This window comes from Ruegeria sp. BHSA163 (assembly GCF_059613365.1).
Map to the genome: position 1 here is coordinate 1 of NZ_JBXWSJ010000033.1, position 16,091 is coordinate 16,091.

The 16,091-nt window shown below is 53.1% G+C and carries 15 protein-coding genes; 7 read left to right on the plus strand and 8 right to left on the minus strand.

Annotated features, from left to right (window positions below; genetic code table 11):
• A partial coding sequence (locus AC2FNV_RS15345; protein ID WP_496773778.1) for a sodium-dependent bicarbonate transport family permease occupies positions 1-872 on the minus strand: 872 nt, incomplete at its 3' end.
• A 95-nt stretch (positions 873-967) separates the two neighbouring features.
• Here AC2FNV_RS15345 and AC2FNV_RS15350 point away from each other — a divergent pair.
• Positions 968-1,885 carry a hydrogen peroxide-inducible genes activator gene (locus AC2FNV_RS15350; protein WP_170603025.1) on the plus strand — a complete coding sequence of 306 codons (918 nt, stop codon included), beginning with the start codon at positions 968-970 and terminating at the stop codon, positions 1,883-1,885.
• A 50-nt stretch (positions 1,886-1,935) separates the two neighbouring features.
• On the opposite strand, the gene AC2FNV_RS15355 is transcribed toward AC2FNV_RS15350, so the two are convergent.
• Positions 1,936-2,841 carry a LysR family transcriptional regulator gene (locus AC2FNV_RS15355; protein WP_170479506.1) on the minus strand — a complete coding sequence of 302 codons (906 nt, stop codon included), beginning with the start codon at positions 2,839-2,841 and terminating at the stop codon, positions 1,936-1,938.
• Positions 2,842-3,070: 229 nt separating this feature from the next.
• On the opposite strand from AC2FNV_RS15355, the gene AC2FNV_RS15360 reads away from it, so the two are divergent.
• Positions 3,071-3,511: a DUF4399 domain-containing protein gene (locus tag AC2FNV_RS15360; RefSeq protein ID WP_170479504.1), complete on the plus strand. Its 441-nt coding sequence runs from the start codon at positions 3,071-3,073 to the stop codon at positions 3,509-3,511.
• Positions 3,512-3,773: 262 nt separating this feature from the next.
• Here the strand turns inward: AC2FNV_RS15360 and AC2FNV_RS15365 are convergent, their stop codons facing one another.
• Positions 3,774-5,801, minus strand: a complete 2,028-nt coding sequence (locus tag AC2FNV_RS15365) for an FAD-dependent oxidoreductase (RefSeq protein ID WP_496773781.1) — start codon at positions 5,799-5,801, stop codon at positions 3,774-3,776.
• Between the two features lie 133 nt (positions 5,802-5,934).
• On the opposite strand from AC2FNV_RS15365, the gene AC2FNV_RS15370 reads away from it, so the two are divergent.
• Positions 5,935-6,420, plus strand: a complete 486-nt coding sequence (locus AC2FNV_RS15370; protein WP_170479501.1) for an RNA pyrophosphohydrolase — start codon at positions 5,935-5,937, stop codon at positions 6,418-6,420.
• Positions 6,421-6,641: 221 nt separating this feature from the next.
• Here AC2FNV_RS15370 and AC2FNV_RS15375 read toward each other — a convergent pair whose 3' ends face one another.
• Positions 6,642-7,631: an adenosine kinase gene (locus AC2FNV_RS15375; protein WP_170603029.1), complete on the minus strand. Its 990-nt coding sequence runs from the start codon at positions 7,629-7,631 to the stop codon at positions 6,642-6,644.
• On the minus strand, positions 7,628-8,272 hold the full coding sequence (gene nth / locus AC2FNV_RS15380) for an endonuclease III (RefSeq protein ID WP_170603031.1): 645 nt from the start codon (positions 8,270-8,272) through the stop codon (positions 7,628-7,630). Before nth ends, AC2FNV_RS15375 begins: the two co-directional genes overlap by 4 nt.
• A gap of 116 nt (positions 8,273-8,388) precedes the next feature.
• Between nth and AC2FNV_RS15385 the strand changes: the two genes are divergently transcribed.
• Positions 8,389-9,240, plus strand: a complete 852-nt coding sequence (locus AC2FNV_RS15385; RefSeq protein WP_170603033.1) for a methylated-DNA--[protein]-cysteine S-methyltransferase — start codon at positions 8,389-8,391, stop codon at positions 9,238-9,240.
• A 174-nt stretch (positions 9,241-9,414) separates the two neighbouring features.
• Positions 9,415-9,852, plus strand: a complete 438-nt coding sequence (locus AC2FNV_RS15390) for a glyoxalase superfamily protein (RefSeq protein WP_496773784.1) — start codon at positions 9,415-9,417, stop codon at positions 9,850-9,852.
• A 49-nt stretch (positions 9,853-9,901) separates the two neighbouring features.
• On the opposite strand, the gene AC2FNV_RS15395 is transcribed toward AC2FNV_RS15390, so the two are convergent.
• A complete protein-coding gene (locus AC2FNV_RS15395) occupies positions 9,902-11,341 on the minus strand; it encodes an aldehyde dehydrogenase family protein (RefSeq protein WP_170603037.1) in 1,440 nt (479 codons plus the stop codon).
• Between the two features lie 212 nt (positions 11,342-11,553).
• Here AC2FNV_RS15395 and AC2FNV_RS15400 point away from each other — a divergent pair, with 212 nt between their 5' ends.
• Positions 11,554-12,204: a peroxiredoxin gene (locus AC2FNV_RS15400; RefSeq protein ID WP_170479489.1), complete on the plus strand. Its 651-nt coding sequence runs from the start codon at positions 11,554-11,556 to the stop codon at positions 12,202-12,204.
• Positions 12,205-12,504: 300 nt separating this feature from the next.
• The gene (locus tag AC2FNV_RS15405) at positions 12,505-13,140 is read left to right on the plus strand and encodes a DUF1326 domain-containing protein (RefSeq protein WP_170603039.1); all 636 of its coding nucleotides are present in this window, start codon (positions 12,505-12,507) and stop codon (positions 13,138-13,140) included.
• Positions 13,141-13,150: 10 nt separating this feature from the next.
• Here AC2FNV_RS15405 and AC2FNV_RS15410 read toward each other — a convergent pair whose 3' ends face one another.
• Both AC2FNV_RS15410 and pnp read right to left on the minus strand, forming a co-directional pair.
• Complete coding sequence (locus tag AC2FNV_RS15410; RefSeq protein WP_170603040.1) at positions 13,151-13,540, minus strand: nuclear transport factor 2 family protein; 390 nt, start codon at positions 13,538-13,540, stop codon at positions 13,151-13,153.
• A gap of 92 nt (positions 13,541-13,632) precedes the next feature.
• Positions 13,633-15,774: a polyribonucleotide nucleotidyltransferase gene (gene pnp, locus AC2FNV_RS15415; RefSeq protein WP_170603042.1), complete on the minus strand. Its 2,142-nt coding sequence runs from the start codon at positions 15,772-15,774 to the stop codon at positions 13,633-13,635.
• Positions 15,775-16,091: the final 317 nt, after the last annotated feature.

A 16,091-nucleotide genomic window follows, 5' to 3' on the forward strand; every position in this document is an offset into this window, starting at 1 on the left:
TCTGCCTTGGGCAAGGCAATCTTCATGGCTGCGGGCACCGCTATATAGGATGCTGATGCAGAGAGAACCATGAAAAGAAACAGACTTCCTTGAGGCAATCCGATCAACGCGCCTGCGGCCCATGCCATGAATGCGCCTAATAAGGGCATGACCAAACCAAAGGCGAAAAGACCGATCGATAACTTATCGCGGTTGCGGATCAGGCTGCGTCCCGCAGAAAGCCCCATGTCCAGCAGGAACAGGCACAATATGCCAGTGAATGGCGTAACGATGAAAGGTGCAATCATTTGCATTCCCTTGCCACCGGTGATCGCGCCAATCAGAAATGACCCTGTTAAAAGAACAATGGATCCATTGGCCAGCAAATCACGCCAAAGTCCTGCATCGCGGAGGCCACTGTTACTTGACTTGTGCGCGAGCCACAGAGCCGAAAGGATTGCTGGCACCTCCATCGCAGCGGCCACAGCGACCATGAAACCGTCGTAACGTAACCCGACCAGATCAAGAAGGCTAACGGCAGTTACAAATGTCACGATCGAGATAGATCCATAGTGGCCTGCCACTGCGGCTGCGTTCAGCGCGTCCAATCGAGTCATTATTGTTAGCAATCCGAATGCAACAAATGGAATGGCAAACGACAGGGCAACACCACCCAATAGCGTAAGAAATAAATCCCAATGGATACCATGTTCAGCAAGACTGCTACCGCCTTTGAAACCTATGGCCAACAGCAGATAAAGTGACATAAACTTGGCTGCGCCTGTCGGTATCGACAGATCGCTGCGGGCGAAAGCAGCAAGCAAACCCAGAGCAAAAAACAGTATGGTTGGCACCAGTAGATTGCTGGAAAGCGTGTCTATTACGCCTGGCATTTGCGGCTCCTAACATTGGTTGACGCTAGATGCCTTGCGAATTTCAATTAGCAAAATATTATCTTATTAACTTTCAATTAGTTTGAAACTATGAAATGCGCCCAACACTTCGTCAACTGGAATATATTGTGACGGTCAGTCGCCTTGGCCGGTTCAGTCAGGCGGCTGAAGTTTTAAACGTCAGCCAGCCCAGCCTTTCGGCCCAAATTGCCACCGTCGAACAAGAGCTGGGTATCCGGATTTTTGAACGCAGCCGTGGCGGTGTTCAAACCACAGCCAAGGGTGAGGATTTCATAGAACGCGCGCAGAAAATTCTGGTCGACGTTCAAGATCTAAGGCATGCAATGGTCAGCGACGCTCCTGTCGGTGGGCGTTTGCGCCTGGGTGTTTTACCGTCGATCGGACCGTATTTACTGCCCCAAGTTATCAAGGAAGTACATCATGCTCGTCCCGGATTACGTATCGTGGTTCGCGAGGAAAACACACGCGACCTTGAACATGGATTAAAGTCGGGGAGGTTTGACCTCATTATCTCGACCCCTGAAGACCATCCCAACACTGTTCAGGAACGCCTTTTTAACGAACCTCTTTGGATAGCGACTGCAGTGGATGATCCGTTGGCACGGGACCTTCAAGGCGTGGGTGCAGAGGATTTGCAAAATAGAATTTTCCTGACTCTAGACCAAAGCCACCGACTATCGCGCATCGTTTTCGCCTTGGCGGCAGAGTGCGGAGGTGTCGTTTCTGATGAATACGAAGGCACTACCCTAGACTCCATTGTCCTTATGGCCGCCTCGGGAATTGGCGTTGCAGTGCTTCCTGATCTCTACGCACGTCGGCAGGGAATTTACCGTGATGAAGTTCGCCTGCGACCTTTAAAAGTTACCAACGCCAATCGTGATATTGCAATGCTTACACGCAGTACCGAAGGTCCTTTGCCGGGTCAAAGGGTTCTGACTCAGAGTTTGCGGTCTGTTGCGCGGGGAATGGGAATGTCCATTCTCGGAGATTAAAAAAAACCCGCGCCGTGAAGCGCGGGTTGGAAGTTGCCGTAGGGAGAATTTTACCAGTCCATCGGTCCTTTTTCTGAAAAGGAATCGACGAGAAAATCGATAAACGCACGCACTTTCGGTTGTGTGAAACGGCCAGGAGGATACACCGCAAAAATACCTTGCACCTCGTCCGGCAGCGACGGCATCGCATCCACAACTTCGCCAGTTTTCAGGGCATCTGCATATAAATAGCTGGGCAGATACGCGATCCCAAGCCCCGAGATCGCGGCATTCAAAAGCGATTGACCGTCGTTTACGCTCAACCAACCAGCGGTACGTACCTGACGCTTTTCACCTGAGGGAGCTGTCAATTTCCAGACATTGCCCGAGGATTGGCTGGAGTAATGCAGAAGTTTGTGTTCATTCAGGTCGTCGATCTTCTGTGGATGTCCGAAATCCTCGATATATTTCGGAGCAGCGACCATACGCTTAACTGTTTCAGTTAATTTACGGGCGCGTAATGTGCTGTCTTCCAACTCGCCAATACGTACCGCGACATCGAATCCTTCAGAAATCAGTTCAACATAGCGGTTGTTCAACACCATGTTCACAGTGATGTCGGGATAGGCAGAAAGGAACTCGGAAAGCACCGGCGACAAGTGGTTTACACCAAAATCGGTTGCTACACTGATGCGCAGTAGCCCTGACGGATCAGACTGCATTGAGGTAACAAGCGCGTCCGCCTCACCGGCGTCATTCAGTACGCGCCGCGCGCGGTCATAATAGGCCAATCCGATTTCGGTTGGTGAAACACGACGTGTAGTCCTGTTCAGCAACCGGGCACCCAATCTCGCTTCAAGGCTCGATACGTGCTTGGATACAGCCGATTTGGAGATTCCCATTTTCTTAGCAGCGTCGGTGAAACCACCTTGGTCCACTACATTGGAAAATGCCTCCATTTCGGTTAGTCGGTCCATTCTCGTTCCCCAAGTGTTCTGTTCGTTGTCCCAATATTGCGATCAATCTGGGCGAGAACTTGGCAGACATGGGATAATATCAGGGTTTTGAAAAGGATCGTTTGCGCTTAGGAAACGGCGAAAGTGGCAGGCCGATAACTCCTCGCCTCGCATAATATCTGAAGAATTCAAGCAGTTCGTATAATCGTGCTAGTATGAGAATGGCTTTTTTGTGACCGAGGAGAAGAAGATGAAAACAATAACTTTGTCATTCGCACTGATCCTGTCGCCTCTAATTGGATGGGCTGGCGGCGAAACACCGTCCAACCCGGATGCGAAGGTCTATTTCGTCAATTTGTCCGACGGTGATACCGTTCAATCACCAGTAACTGTGGTCTTTGGTCTCAGTGGTATGGGTGTTGCACCAGCGGGAACCGAAGCCGAAAACACGGGTCATCACCATCTTCTTGTGGATCGCCCACCTCTTGGGCAGGGTGAAGACGGTGCGGATGAACTGGCGTATGGACTGCCCTCGGACGACAATCATATGCACTTTGGTGGCGGACAAACTCAGGTGACGCTTGATCTTCCTTCTGGGGTGCACACCTTGCAACTGGTATTGGGCGACGCAGGACATGTGCCGCATTCTCCGCCAGTCGTTTCGGATGTGATAACAATAAACGTCGAATGATTGCTCATGCCGATCAATGGCTGTTACACTTTGAGGGTTAGGCAAATCACAAGGCAGTCACGACAGCATGCAAGCCGCCGCGTGAAATAGTGATTGCCGCCCAAACTACCTCGTTTCTAGGGGCAATGGCCGCGAAGAGAGCTTAGTCGGCAACGCGCTGCGCCGTAGGCGTGAAATCATCACTTCGATGGACCCCAATCAGAGCACGAGCCTGCGATTTTCATCAGTATTAAGTAAAGCACAGAAAAACCCTGCCGCCGGATCACAGCGTCGCAGCCAGCCGCGTACCTTGATTGATTGCCCTCTTTGCATCCAGCTCAGCGGCGACGTCAGCTCCGCCAATGATGTGCGGTGTAATGCCCAATTCGATTAGTTCATCTGCAAGAGTACGGTCCGAAACTTGGCCTGCGCATAGAACAATAGTATCCGCGGCGATTAACGTCGGGTCTGTGCGTTCTTCACCAAGACTGACATGCAAACCATCATCGTCGATACGTTCATAGTTCACACCACCGACAAAATTCACGTTTTTCATTTTCAGTGCCGTTCGGTGAATCCAGCCGGTTGTCTTTCCCAGACCTTTGCCGTGGGCCTGCTTCTTACGTTGCAGTAAAGTTACTTGCCTCGCGGGTGCTTCGGGTTGAGGCCCTTCAGGAGCTAGTCCTGAACGATGTTCCGCGGGATCAGTGACACCCCATTCTTTCATCCAAAGCGGCAGGTCGGTGGTTGGGCTGTGACCGTCATCCAGCAGGAACTCGGACACATCGAACCCAATGCCGCCTGCGCCTATTACAGCGACCGTGTCACCAACCGGGGCTTTTTCGCGCAAAACGTCTATATAGCTAAGGACACTCTCGTGCTCCTGCCCGGGAATCTTCGGGTCACGCGGGATGACGCCCGTCGCAATGATTACCTCGTCGAAACTGGTCAAATCGCGTGCCTTCACATCACGATTCAACTCAACCTCTACGCCAAGGTCTGCAATCATAGTTCGGTACCAGTCCACTAGACCCCAGAACTCTTCTTTCCCCGGAATCTGTTTGGCCAAATTCAGCTGACCACCAATTTCCGCGGCCCGATCAAAGAGTGTCACGTTGTGCCCCCGTTGAGCGGCTGTCATCGCTGTGGAAAGTCCAGCTGGTCCCGCCCCTACAACGGCAATATTCTTTTTGGCGTCAGCCGCCCCGATAACCAGTTCCGTTTCATGACAGGCAAGTGGATTGACCAGACAAGACGTCAGTTTTCCGCTGAACGTGTGATCCAGGCAAGCTTGATTGCACGCTATACAAGGCGCGATTTTGGCTGCTTGGCCCGTCATCGCCTTTGTCACAAAGTCAGCATCTGCAAGCATGGGCCGCGCCAAAGACACCATGTCGGCACAACCGGTCGCCAAGACTTCTTCTGCAACCTCGGGTGTGTTGATACGATTTGAAGTGATTACTGGAATCGATACCTTGCCCATCAGCTTTTTTGTCACCCACGCGAACGCCGCACGCGGTACGCTGGTGGCGATTGTGGGTATTCTCGCCTCATGCCAACCGATCCCAGTATTGATGATCGTAGCCCCGGCCTTTTCGACCTCTTGCGCCAATTGCACCACTTCGTCATGGGTCGAGCCATTTGGTACCAGGTCTATCATCGACAAGCGGTATATTATGATGAAGTCTGTGCCTACGGCCTTTCGGGTGCGACGCACGACTTCAATCGGCAAACGCATCCGGTTCTCGTAAGAGCCGCCCCAACGGTCAGTGCGTTTGTTGGTATGCGTCACAATGAATTGGTTGAGGAAATACCCCTCGGACCCCATTATTTCGACCCCATCATAGCCCGCTTGTTGCGCCAGAACGGCCGCGTTCACGATGTCGCTGATCTGTTTTTCGATACCGTCTTCGTCCAATTCGTTTGGCGGAAACGGAGAGATTGGAGATTTAACCGGGCTGGGCGCCACGCATTTTGGTCCGTAGGCATATCGCCCGGCATGCAGAATTTGCATGGCGATCTTACCGCCCGCCTGATGTACCCGATCCGTTACAATGGCGTGATTGATAACATCCTTTTCGGTTGTCATCATTGCCGCACCTGGCAGCACTGATCCTTCCAAATTTGGGCCGATCCCTCCGGTCACCATCAACGCAACACCGCCACGAGCGCGTGAGGCATAAAATTCCGCGACCCGGTTCCAGTCGCCGGTTTCCTCCAGCCCAGTATGCATCGAGCCCATAAGAACCCTGTTCTTTAACGTGGTAAATCCCAGATCCAGCGGGGCCAACATATTTGGGTACGCAGTCATGGCGAAACTCTCCCTGATTCAGACGGGACCATCGCCTTGTCCGGCGCTGGTGTCACGCGAAACCTGACGTCACCCCCTTTGCTGCGGTTCTGTCGCTTGTTAGACGTTGGGCAAACACAAGATGAGGCCGCGCATGACACGGGATGAAATCGCCAAACTTCCGTATCGTCCCTGCGTGGGACTGATGATGATGAATGCCGACCGCAAGATTTTTGTCGGCCAGCGAAATGATCGCCACAAAGACGCCTGGCAAATGCCTCAGGGCGGCGTGGACAAGGGAGAAGACCCACGTGAAGCAGCCTTGCGAGAGTTGTGGGAAGAAACCGGTGTGACTTCGGATCTGGTTGAGATCATCGCCGAGACAGACGGTTGGCTGCCCTATGATTTGCCGCATGATATAGTTCCAAAAATCTGGAAGGGACGTTTTCGTGGGCAGGAGCAAAAATGGTTCCTTTTGCGTTTCTTGGGCCGAGATACGCAGATCGAAATCGAAACTGAACACCCAGAGTTCACCAGCTGGAAGTGGCAGGACCCTGAACGGTTGATTGAAGAAATCGTGCCTTTCAAACGAGACGTTTACAGGCAGGTTATAGCTGAATTTGATACGCATCTCAGATAAATTTGCCCAAGCATTTTCCGGATATCACAAGAAGAGTGCAACACATTTAGCCTTGCCAATGTGTCCACTTGCTTCATGCCTGAGCTATTACTGCTGTAGCGCTGCCGATAGGTTGTGTAGCAATGCGCGAAACCACAACCGAAAAACTCAGTAAATTATTCAGCGCAGGCACCGTCAGAAACGGTGAGCAAAATACAGTTACCGGTCTGCGAAGGTCCAGCTTAGAGCAACTCCTCCGCTCGCAAAAGTTCCAGCATGTTTGCCTCGGGTCGCGGGCCGATATGGCTGATGACTTCACGGGCGCAGACATTGCCAATTCGTGCGCAGGTTTCGTAATCGCGGCCGGTCGCCATTCCGAACAGGAAGCCCGCCGCAAACTGATCACCTGCACCTGTCGCGTCAACTGGCACGATCTTTTCAACGGGCACATCAACTCGCTTGCCCTTGTTCAGAACAGTTACACCGTCGCCCGAGCGGGTACAGACGACAAGCGGGCATATCTGCGCCGTTTTAGCCAAGGCCTCTTCCAAGTTTTCGGTTTCGAAGAGCGATTTGATCTCGGCCTCGTTACCTATGACAAAATCCAGTTCGTTCTCGATCAACAACAAAAAATCTACACGGTGGCGTTCCACGCAAAACGGGTCGGAAATAGCAATCCCGGTCTTGCCGCCACCTTTATGGCAATCGCGGGCAGCCTCAAGAAAGGCCGCCTTACCCTTTTCCTTATCGAACAAGTACCCTTCAAGGAACATGATCTGGCTATTGCCAGCGACCTCGACCGAGACATCTGCCGAAGAAAGCTCGGACGAAATTCCCAGGTAAGTGTTCATTGACCTCTCGCCATCCGGCGAAACAAAAATCATCGAACGAGAGGTCGGAAGCTCCCCACCCGGAACAGGTGGATTAACAAAATCGACGCCATCCTCGTTCATTGCTCGGGCATAGAACCGACCTAAGGCGTCATCATGTACGCGTCCGATAAAAGCCGCATCCAGCCCCAACGCGCCAGCACCGGCAATTGTATTCGCAACCGAGCCACCCGGTGTTTGTACGCGGCTTTCCATTGCTGCGTACAACACCTCGCCCCGATCACGTTCGATCAGTTGCATGATGCCTTTTTCAATTCCCATGAGTTCCAGGAAGTTGTCATCGGCCTGGGAAATCACGTCAACAACGGCATTTCCAATGCCGACAAGCTGGTAAGTTTTCATAAGGTTTTATCCTCAAAATCGCAAAGATCACGGATGATGCACGTTTGGCATTGTGGTTTTCGAGCTTTGCAGTGATAGCGGCCATGCAGGATCAGCCAATGATGTGCATGTAGCTGGAAATCGGTCGGTATATTGTCCTCGATTGCGCGCTCGACTGCTTCGACTGTCTTACCCGGGCAGATTCCGGTCCGATTGCCGACGCGAAAGATGTGGGTGTCCACAGCTTGAGCCGGATATCGCCACCACATGTTCAGCACTACATTGGCAGTCTTCCGGCCAACGCCGGGTAAAGATTGCAGCGCTGCGCGAGAGTTCGGGACTTCGCCGCCATAGTCTTCGACCAGAATGCGGCTGAGCTTGATGACATTCTTGGCCTTTTGTCGAAACAAACCGATGGTTTTGATATGTTCAATCAAACCTTCTTCGCCCAGGTCCAACATTTTTTGTGGTGTATCGGCAATTTGGAAAAGTCCCCGAGTGGCCTTGTTCACACCGGCGTCAGTTGCCTGCGCCGACAACGCCACCGCAACAACCAGAGTGTAGACGTTTACGTGATCCAACTCACCCTTAGGTTCAGGGTCGGCGTCGTGAAAACGCTCAAAGATCTCGCGGATCCGATGATATCCGAGTTGCTTGGTCATTCGGGCATTAATGACGTCCCTGAAGGGTTGATACAAGCATTAAGGTTTGCGCAACTTCCGGGTCGCGAACATAGAGCCGACAGGCTATGTTTTACCCAGTCAGAAAGGTAAGGCCCATGAACGTCCAGAACCCCGAAAGCGGCTATCACTATAACGTAATGCGACGCGCGATTGATTTAATCGATCAAGGTGGCGAGACACTGAGCCTGGAGGAGTTGGCCAACAAGATGGACATGAGCCCAGCTCATTTCCAACGGCTGTTTTCGCGCTGGACGGGTGTTTCGCCCAAGCGATATCAGCAATATTTAACCCTTGGTCACGCCAAAGCGTTATTGCGCGAACGTTTCACCACACTGGAAACCGCTCACAACGTCGGCCTGTCCGGTAGTGGGCGTTTGCACGATTTGTTTTTGAAATGGGAATCCATGAGCCCCGGCGAATACGCCAGAAACGGCGCGGGCCTGTCCATTTATTGGGGTTGGTTCGATAGTCCGTTTGGACCTGCTTTGGTTATGGCCACTGACAAAGGAATCTGCGGCATAGCTTTTGGCGCTGAAACTGGAGAAGAAGACGCGATGGCTGATATGCTGTCCCGTTGGCCATTGGCCGACTTTGTCGAGGACCCGATGCGCCTGCGCCCTTGGGTGTTAAGCGCATTCGGTGCGGCCAGCGACCGGCTTGAACCGACACCGCTCTATCTGATCGGCTCACCACTGCAGATTAAGGTTTGGGAGGCTTTGATGCACATTCCCTCTGGTCAGGTGACCACCTATTCCGAGATCGCACAGCGCGTTGGATCACCACAGGCGGTACGCGCGGTGGGCACAGCTGTTGGACGAAATCCGGTCAGTTGGCTGATCCCTTGTCACCGTGCGTTGCGCAAATCGGGTGGATTGGGGGGCTATCACTGGGGCTTGCCCGTAAAGCGGGCGATGTTGGCATATGAAGCCGCGCAGGCCGATGCCTGATTGACAGTAAGGCGATCCAATGCCAAATGGGGCAGCAGGTTCGGGTCCCCTGCCGCTCACGGCCTATGGCTTTGGTGAAACCCGACAAGCTGAACATCTGTTGTCTTTTCACGGCACGCGGATGGTAATGTGAGCCCCGTCCTGATTTCGTGCCCTCTATAGGAAAAGAGGCAGATGATGACATCATCCAAGACGGCTCCTCAGATTGAGGAGCTCAAGACACAGGCCAAACGCTTGCGAGAGAAATTGCGAAGCGCCGGGGTCTCTCTCTCACATAGCGCGGCGCTGGAGATGCTAGCCCATCAACACGGTGCCCGCGACTGGAATACGTTGGTTGCAAAGGTCGAAAACCGAATGCAATTTGGTGTAGGTGATCGGGTTGAAGGTCAGTACTTGGGGCAACCGTTCACGGCTGAAATTCGCGGCATTACCATGCTTGGCGACGGAAGCAGTCGCAGAATAACTCTACAATTCGACCAACCAGTCGATGTGGTTCGGTTTGACAGTTTTTCGTCACTACGACAGCGCGTAACCGGTAGTATCGGTTGGGACGGTCGGTCCCACCGGCGCACTTCAGACGGAAAGCCTCAGTTGTTGGTACGGCCAATCTGAGATAAGGCGAGGCATCAAAAATGCCTCGCCCGATCCCTGTGTTCAAAAGCTACTCTGCTGCCCAACCGCCCACAGCTTTGACTTCCAAAAAGTCTTCCAGGCCCCAGACGCCACCTTCGCGCCCATTGCCCGACTGTTTCATACCTCCAAAAGGTGAACCAGCACTGCGCGATTGGCCGTTCATCTCGACCATCCCTGACCGCAACGCCCGCGCCATACGGTTTGCGCGTGAGCCGTCCTGTGTCTGGACATAGTTCGTCAGACCGTAGGGTGTATCATTGGCTATTTCGATAGCCTCCTCTTCAGTTTCGAAAGGGATCATCGTCAGAACGGGGCCGAAAATTTCCTCGCGCGCGATGGTCATCTGATTGTTGGCGTCGGCAAAGACAGTGGGTCGCACATAGTAGCCCTTGTTCAAGCCTTCCGGTCGTCCCGTGCCGCCTGCGACAAGGCGCGCGCCTTCATCAATACCCTTCTGGATCAGGTCCTGAATTTTGTTCCATTGGACCTCGTTAACTACGGGTCCGATATGCCGACCCTCTTCCGCGGCGCTGCCCACGGTGACCTTGTTGGCCACTTCGGCGGCGGTTTCGACCGCTTGATCATAAACCGGACGCTGGACCAGCATTCGACTGGGCGCATTACAGCTTTGACCCGTGTTGTTCATCATGTGCAGAACGCCACGCTTGATTGCCTTTTCATCGGCGTCGGCGAATACCACGTTTGCGCCTTTACCACCCAGTTCCAAATGCACTTTTTTCAGCGTATCTGCCGCGTTCTTGGAAATTGCAGTTCCTGCACGGGTTGAGCCGGTAAAGCTGACCATGTCCACGTCTGGATGCGCCGACAGCTGCGAGCCTACGCCCGCGCCATCGCCGTTGACCAGATTGAATACGCCTGGCGGGAACCCTGCTTCGTCCATCATCTCGGCAAAAATCATTGCATTCAATGGGCTTTGTTCGGATGGCTTCAGCACCATTGTGCACCCCGAAATCGCCGCTGCGCCGACCTTAAGCGTGATTTGATTCATTGGCCAATTCCATGGCGTTATCAGGGCGGCCACGCCGACGGCCTCGTAAATGATCCGGTCATTCGGAGCGTGATTGCCCAATGGACGCTCAAATTCAAATTCTTTGGCGGCGCGAATAAAGTTCTTAAGGTGCCATGTACCCGCTCCTGCTTGCTGCGTGCGAGCCATGTCAATCGGCGCCCCCATCTCAAGCGACATTGCTTGCGCCAAATCTTCAGTTCGGGACTGGTAAATGTCGATCAGCTTTTCAACTAAAGCAATTCGATCCGAGACCGGGGTGGCCATCCATCCGGGCAGGGCGGCCTTGGCCGCAGCGACGGCTGCATCTGTATCAGCCTGAGAGCCTAAGGATATTGTTGCGCATGGCTCCTCGTTAGAAGGATTAATTACGTGAAAATCGTTTGCTTCCGACGGGGCAACCCACATGCCATCGATGTAAAAATTGCGTCTTTCGATCATGGCGCGTCCTCCTGAACATTTGGCCTCATGGCCAGTTTCCGGGCCACTTTGTCATCGGCCATAGGGCGGGGCAAGTGCATAATTTGATCAAATTATTTTGGAGATTTTTGGCGAAATACGCCCAGAAAATCCTTATGGACGCTTTAACCTCTGGACAAAGTGTTTAGGTTTACGCCATCCGACTCGGATTTTTGCAGGAAAGGAGATGCACCATGGGTTTGCGCATCAACGACACCGTCCCAAATTTTACCGCTGAAACAGATCAGGGCACCATTCAGTTTCACGACTGGATCGGTGACAGCTGGGCTATTCTATTTTCGCACCCCAAGGATTTTACGCCTGTCTGCACCACCGAATTTTCGGCTGTCGCGCAGCTGAACGATGAGTGGGCCGCGCGTAACACCAAAGTAATTGGTGTGTCTGTTGACGGAGTCGAGGACCACAAAAAATGGAAGAAAGACATAGAAGCCTATGGCAACGCCAATCCAGGCTTTCCGATTATTGCAGATGATGGCTTGGCAGTTTCAAAGGCTTTCGACATGCTGCCTGCCGAAGCCTACCTGCCTGATGGCCGCACCCCTGCTGACAGCGCCACTGTGCGTTCTGTCTTTATCATCGGGCCCGACAAGCAATTAAAGTTGTCGATGACTTATCCTATGACCGTGGGCCGAAACTTCGCTGAGATTTTGCGTGCTTTAGACGGCCTACAGATGAGCTCGAAAGGCGTTGCTACACCGGCGAACTGGGTGCCCGGTGAGGATGTAATCATTCCACCTGCTGTGTCAAATGATGAGGCGAAGGAGAAATTCGGCGAGTTCGAAACCATTTTCCCTTACCTACGCAAGACCAAGGCGCCGACCTGATAAGCGCGGCTTTTTTCGATAAAACATCCGCGTGTTTCTATCCAAAATGGAACGCGCGGAATTTGGCGAACCGGGGCTGTTTTCATGGGCTTCTCGGTCCCGAAACCGTTGCGCAGTCAAGTAAGGCTAACGTTGCTTAAAGACTCAATCCACATTTTCGCCTGATGTATCTTATTCTTTGGTGCAGCGGATATAGTTCGAACTGCATGTCAAACCGTGCTAAGGTGCAATCGGCAGACATTTATACAGGCCGCAACTGTCAAACATCGGGATTTCGACCGTGCTTTACAGGAGAAAGCCATGCCAATTACAGACTGGTACATTGAAGGAAATAGTTTTGGTAACTGCAATTGTGGTTATGCCTGCCCATGTCAGTTTGAAGAGTTGCCAACGAACGGACATTGCCGTGGCTTCGAGGTGCTTGAAGTCGCAAAAGGACATTTTGACGACACGGATCTCAGCGGCGCGAAGGCTGCACTGATATATGCCTGGCCCGGCCCGATTTTTGAAGGCGGCGGAGAAATGCAGGTAATTATTGATCCAAAGGCGACCGAGGCTCAGCGCGGTGCGCTTGAAAAGGTCTTTCATGGTGAGGAAACCGAAGAAATGGCTACTCATTGGTTTGTATTCCGGGCGATGTGCAAGACCATCCACGAAACTCTTTATTTACCCATTGACTTCAACATCGATATCGAGGGCCGTACGGCCGAAATATCTATTGATGACGTGCTGAAGTCGACGGGGCGACCGATTCAAGCACCGCACGGTGGAGGTGAACACCGAGTGCGCATCGATATCCCGGGCGGCATCGAATTTACAATTGCCGAAGTTGGCAGTGCGTCGACCAAGGCGGATGCGGCCATTAAGTTGGACCTTAACGACAGCTATGGACAATGGCATGTGCTGAAACATGGCCCGTCAGGGGTCGCCCACTAAAAACGGATCGTCAAGCTTCGCCAAAATCTACCAAGACTGGTGCAGTGTCGTAGATGATTTTGACCGACTTAAAGCTGCTGTGGTCATCAGTAAGTTCAAACAGGTCGACGCATTCGATGGTTTCGGGGTGCCCGTTGCGGATGGTTCGCGTGTAGTCGAAATGCACCGCCATCTGAGGGGCGCCCGCAGTGTCCGCAAAGGTATTCTTGTGAACTGTGGACCGGTTGCTCGTGATCTGCATCACGTTGGAATAAAAGTCCCGAGCAGGCTGCATTCCGGATATCGGCGAAGTTGCCGTTGCATCGTCGGCGAATAAGCTCAGCAACTTGGAAAGATCGCCGCTTTCGATGGCCTGCAAATATCTCAGCGCAAGGTCATCGATCCGATTTGTATCCGTCATATCCATCTCTCCCTGTGGGCTCGACGGCATTGTAACATAAAGGAAGGCCCCGACATTGCGCCGGGGCCTTTGTTAGTTGAAAGCGGGGCAAATTACTCTGCGCTTTCTTCTTTCTTTTCGGGAACGACCTCTTCGCCGGTTTCCTGATCGACAACCTTCATCGACAGGCGCACCTTACCGCGATCATCAAAGCCCAGAAGCTTGACTTTTACTTCCTGACCTTCCTTCAAAACATCCGACGGATGGTTCAGGCGGCGGTTTTCGATCTGGGACACATGCACCAGACCGTCGCGCTTACCAAAGAAGTTAACGAAGGCACCGAAGTCGACGATCTTGACGACTTTGCCGGTGTAAATCTGACCCTCTTCCGGCTCGGCCACGATCGAGTGGATCATTTCGTAAGCCTTCTTGATCGATTCACCGTCCGGAGACGCAATCTTGATCACACCGTCATCGTTGATATCGACTTTGGCACCCGAAGTTTCCACGATCTCGCGGATAACCTTACCACCCGACCCGATCACTTCACGGATCTTGTCTGTCGGGATGTTCATGGTCTCGATGCGTGGGGCGTGGACCGAAAATTCGTTGGTCTCGGAAAGGGCCTTGCCCATCTCTCCTAGAATATGCATCCGGCCTTCTTTAGCCTGCGACAGAGCTGTCTCCATGATCTCAGGCGTGATGCCAGCCACTTTGATGTCCATCTGCAGCGACGTGATGCCGTTTTCTGTACCAGCAACTTTGAAGTCCATATCGCCCAGATGGTCTTCGTCACCCAGAATGTCTGTCAAAACCGCGTAAGAGCCATCGTCTTCCAGGATCAGACCCATCGCGACGCCGGCGACCGGAGCCTTTAGCGGAACACCTGCGTCCATCATCGATAGCGAACCGCCGCAAACAGAAGCCATCGAGGATGAGCCATTGGATTCCGTGATCTCTGACACCACGCGAACGGTATAGGGGAAGTCAGTAGGAGCAGGCAGAACCGCCTGCAGTGCACGCCACGCTAGCTTGCCGTGGCCGATTTCACGACGTCCCGGAGGTCCAACGCGACCAGCTTCACCAACCGAATATGGAGGGAAGTTGTAATGCAGCAGGAAGTTGGACTTGAAGTTGCCATGCAGCGCATCGATGAATTGTTCGTCATCGCCTGTACCAAGCGTGGTGACAGCCAGCGCCTGAGTTTCACCGCGGGTAAAAAGTGCGGAACCATGAGTCCGCGGCAACAATGAGGTTTCGACTTCGATTGCACGAACATCAGTGGTCGAGCGACCGTCGATACGCTTTCCGCCTTTCACAACGTCGCCGCGCAGAATGCCCGCTTCCAGCTTCTTCATTGCAGACCCAAGATTTGCGTCTTCCAGCTGTTCTTCGGTCAGAGCCTCTTTGATAGCTTCGCGAGCCGCTGCAACTGCGGCAGTACGCTCTTGCTTGTCGGTGATTGCGAACGCCGCGCGCATCTGCTGCTCACCTGCGGACTGAACGGCCGCGAACAGTTCGGAGTAGTCCGGCGCCTGGAAGTCAAACGGCTCTTTTGCAGCCTCTTCGGCCAGATCAATGATCAGGTCGATTACTGGCTGGATCTGTTCGTGCGCAAAGGTAACTGCACCCAACATCTCTGCTTCGGACAGTTCGTACGCTTCGGACTCTACCATCATCACGGCGTTCTTGGTGCCGGCAACAACCAGGTCCAGACGCTGTTCCGGATTCAGGCGCAGATCCTGCATGTCGTCAACCGTTGGATTCAGAACGTATTCTCCGTCAACGAAACCGACACGAGCGCCAGCAATCGGGCCCATGAACGGCGCACCGGAGATGGTCAGGGCAGCCGATGCCGCGATCATCGCAACAATGTCGGGATCATTCACCAAATCGTGGCTAAGCACGGTGCACATGACCAGAACTTCGTTCTTGAAACCGTCTACGAAAAGCGGACGGATTGGACGGTCGATCAGACGCGCCGTCAGTGTCTCTTTTTCGGTCGGGCGCGCTTCACGCTTGAAAAAACCGCCCGGAACCTTGCCCGCGGCATAGTATTTTTCCTGATAATGAACGGTCAGCGGGAAAAAATCCTGACCTGCTTTTTGTTCTTTTGCGAAAGTCACGTTCGCCATGACGCTGGTTTCGCCCAGCGTGGCGATCACGCTGCCGTCGGCTTGGCGGGCAACCTTACCGGTTTCCAGTGTCAGCGTTTCTTCGCCCCACTGAATCGATTTCTTTGTTACATCAAACATATGCGTATCCTAGATGAGAGCACTCCCGCCCCTGCGGGTCTCCCGTTTGCGTGGCGGCCCCATTGCCGCCGACCCCATTTTATCTTCCGTTCGAGTGCCGGGGTCAGGGCACAACGTCTCAGATGGATGGCCCATACAGCAGTTTGATAGCTTTGGAAAGATGCGAGTTTCTTTGAGCCGGCTATGCGCGATCAGCCCCGCCCGATAAACAGATACAGGCTGTGCCAGAGAGTGAAAGAAAGAGCGCTTCAAGTTCCAAAACGCCAAGTAGACGATACATCACAGCAGGACTCAGAACGACATTCTTGACCTGAAAT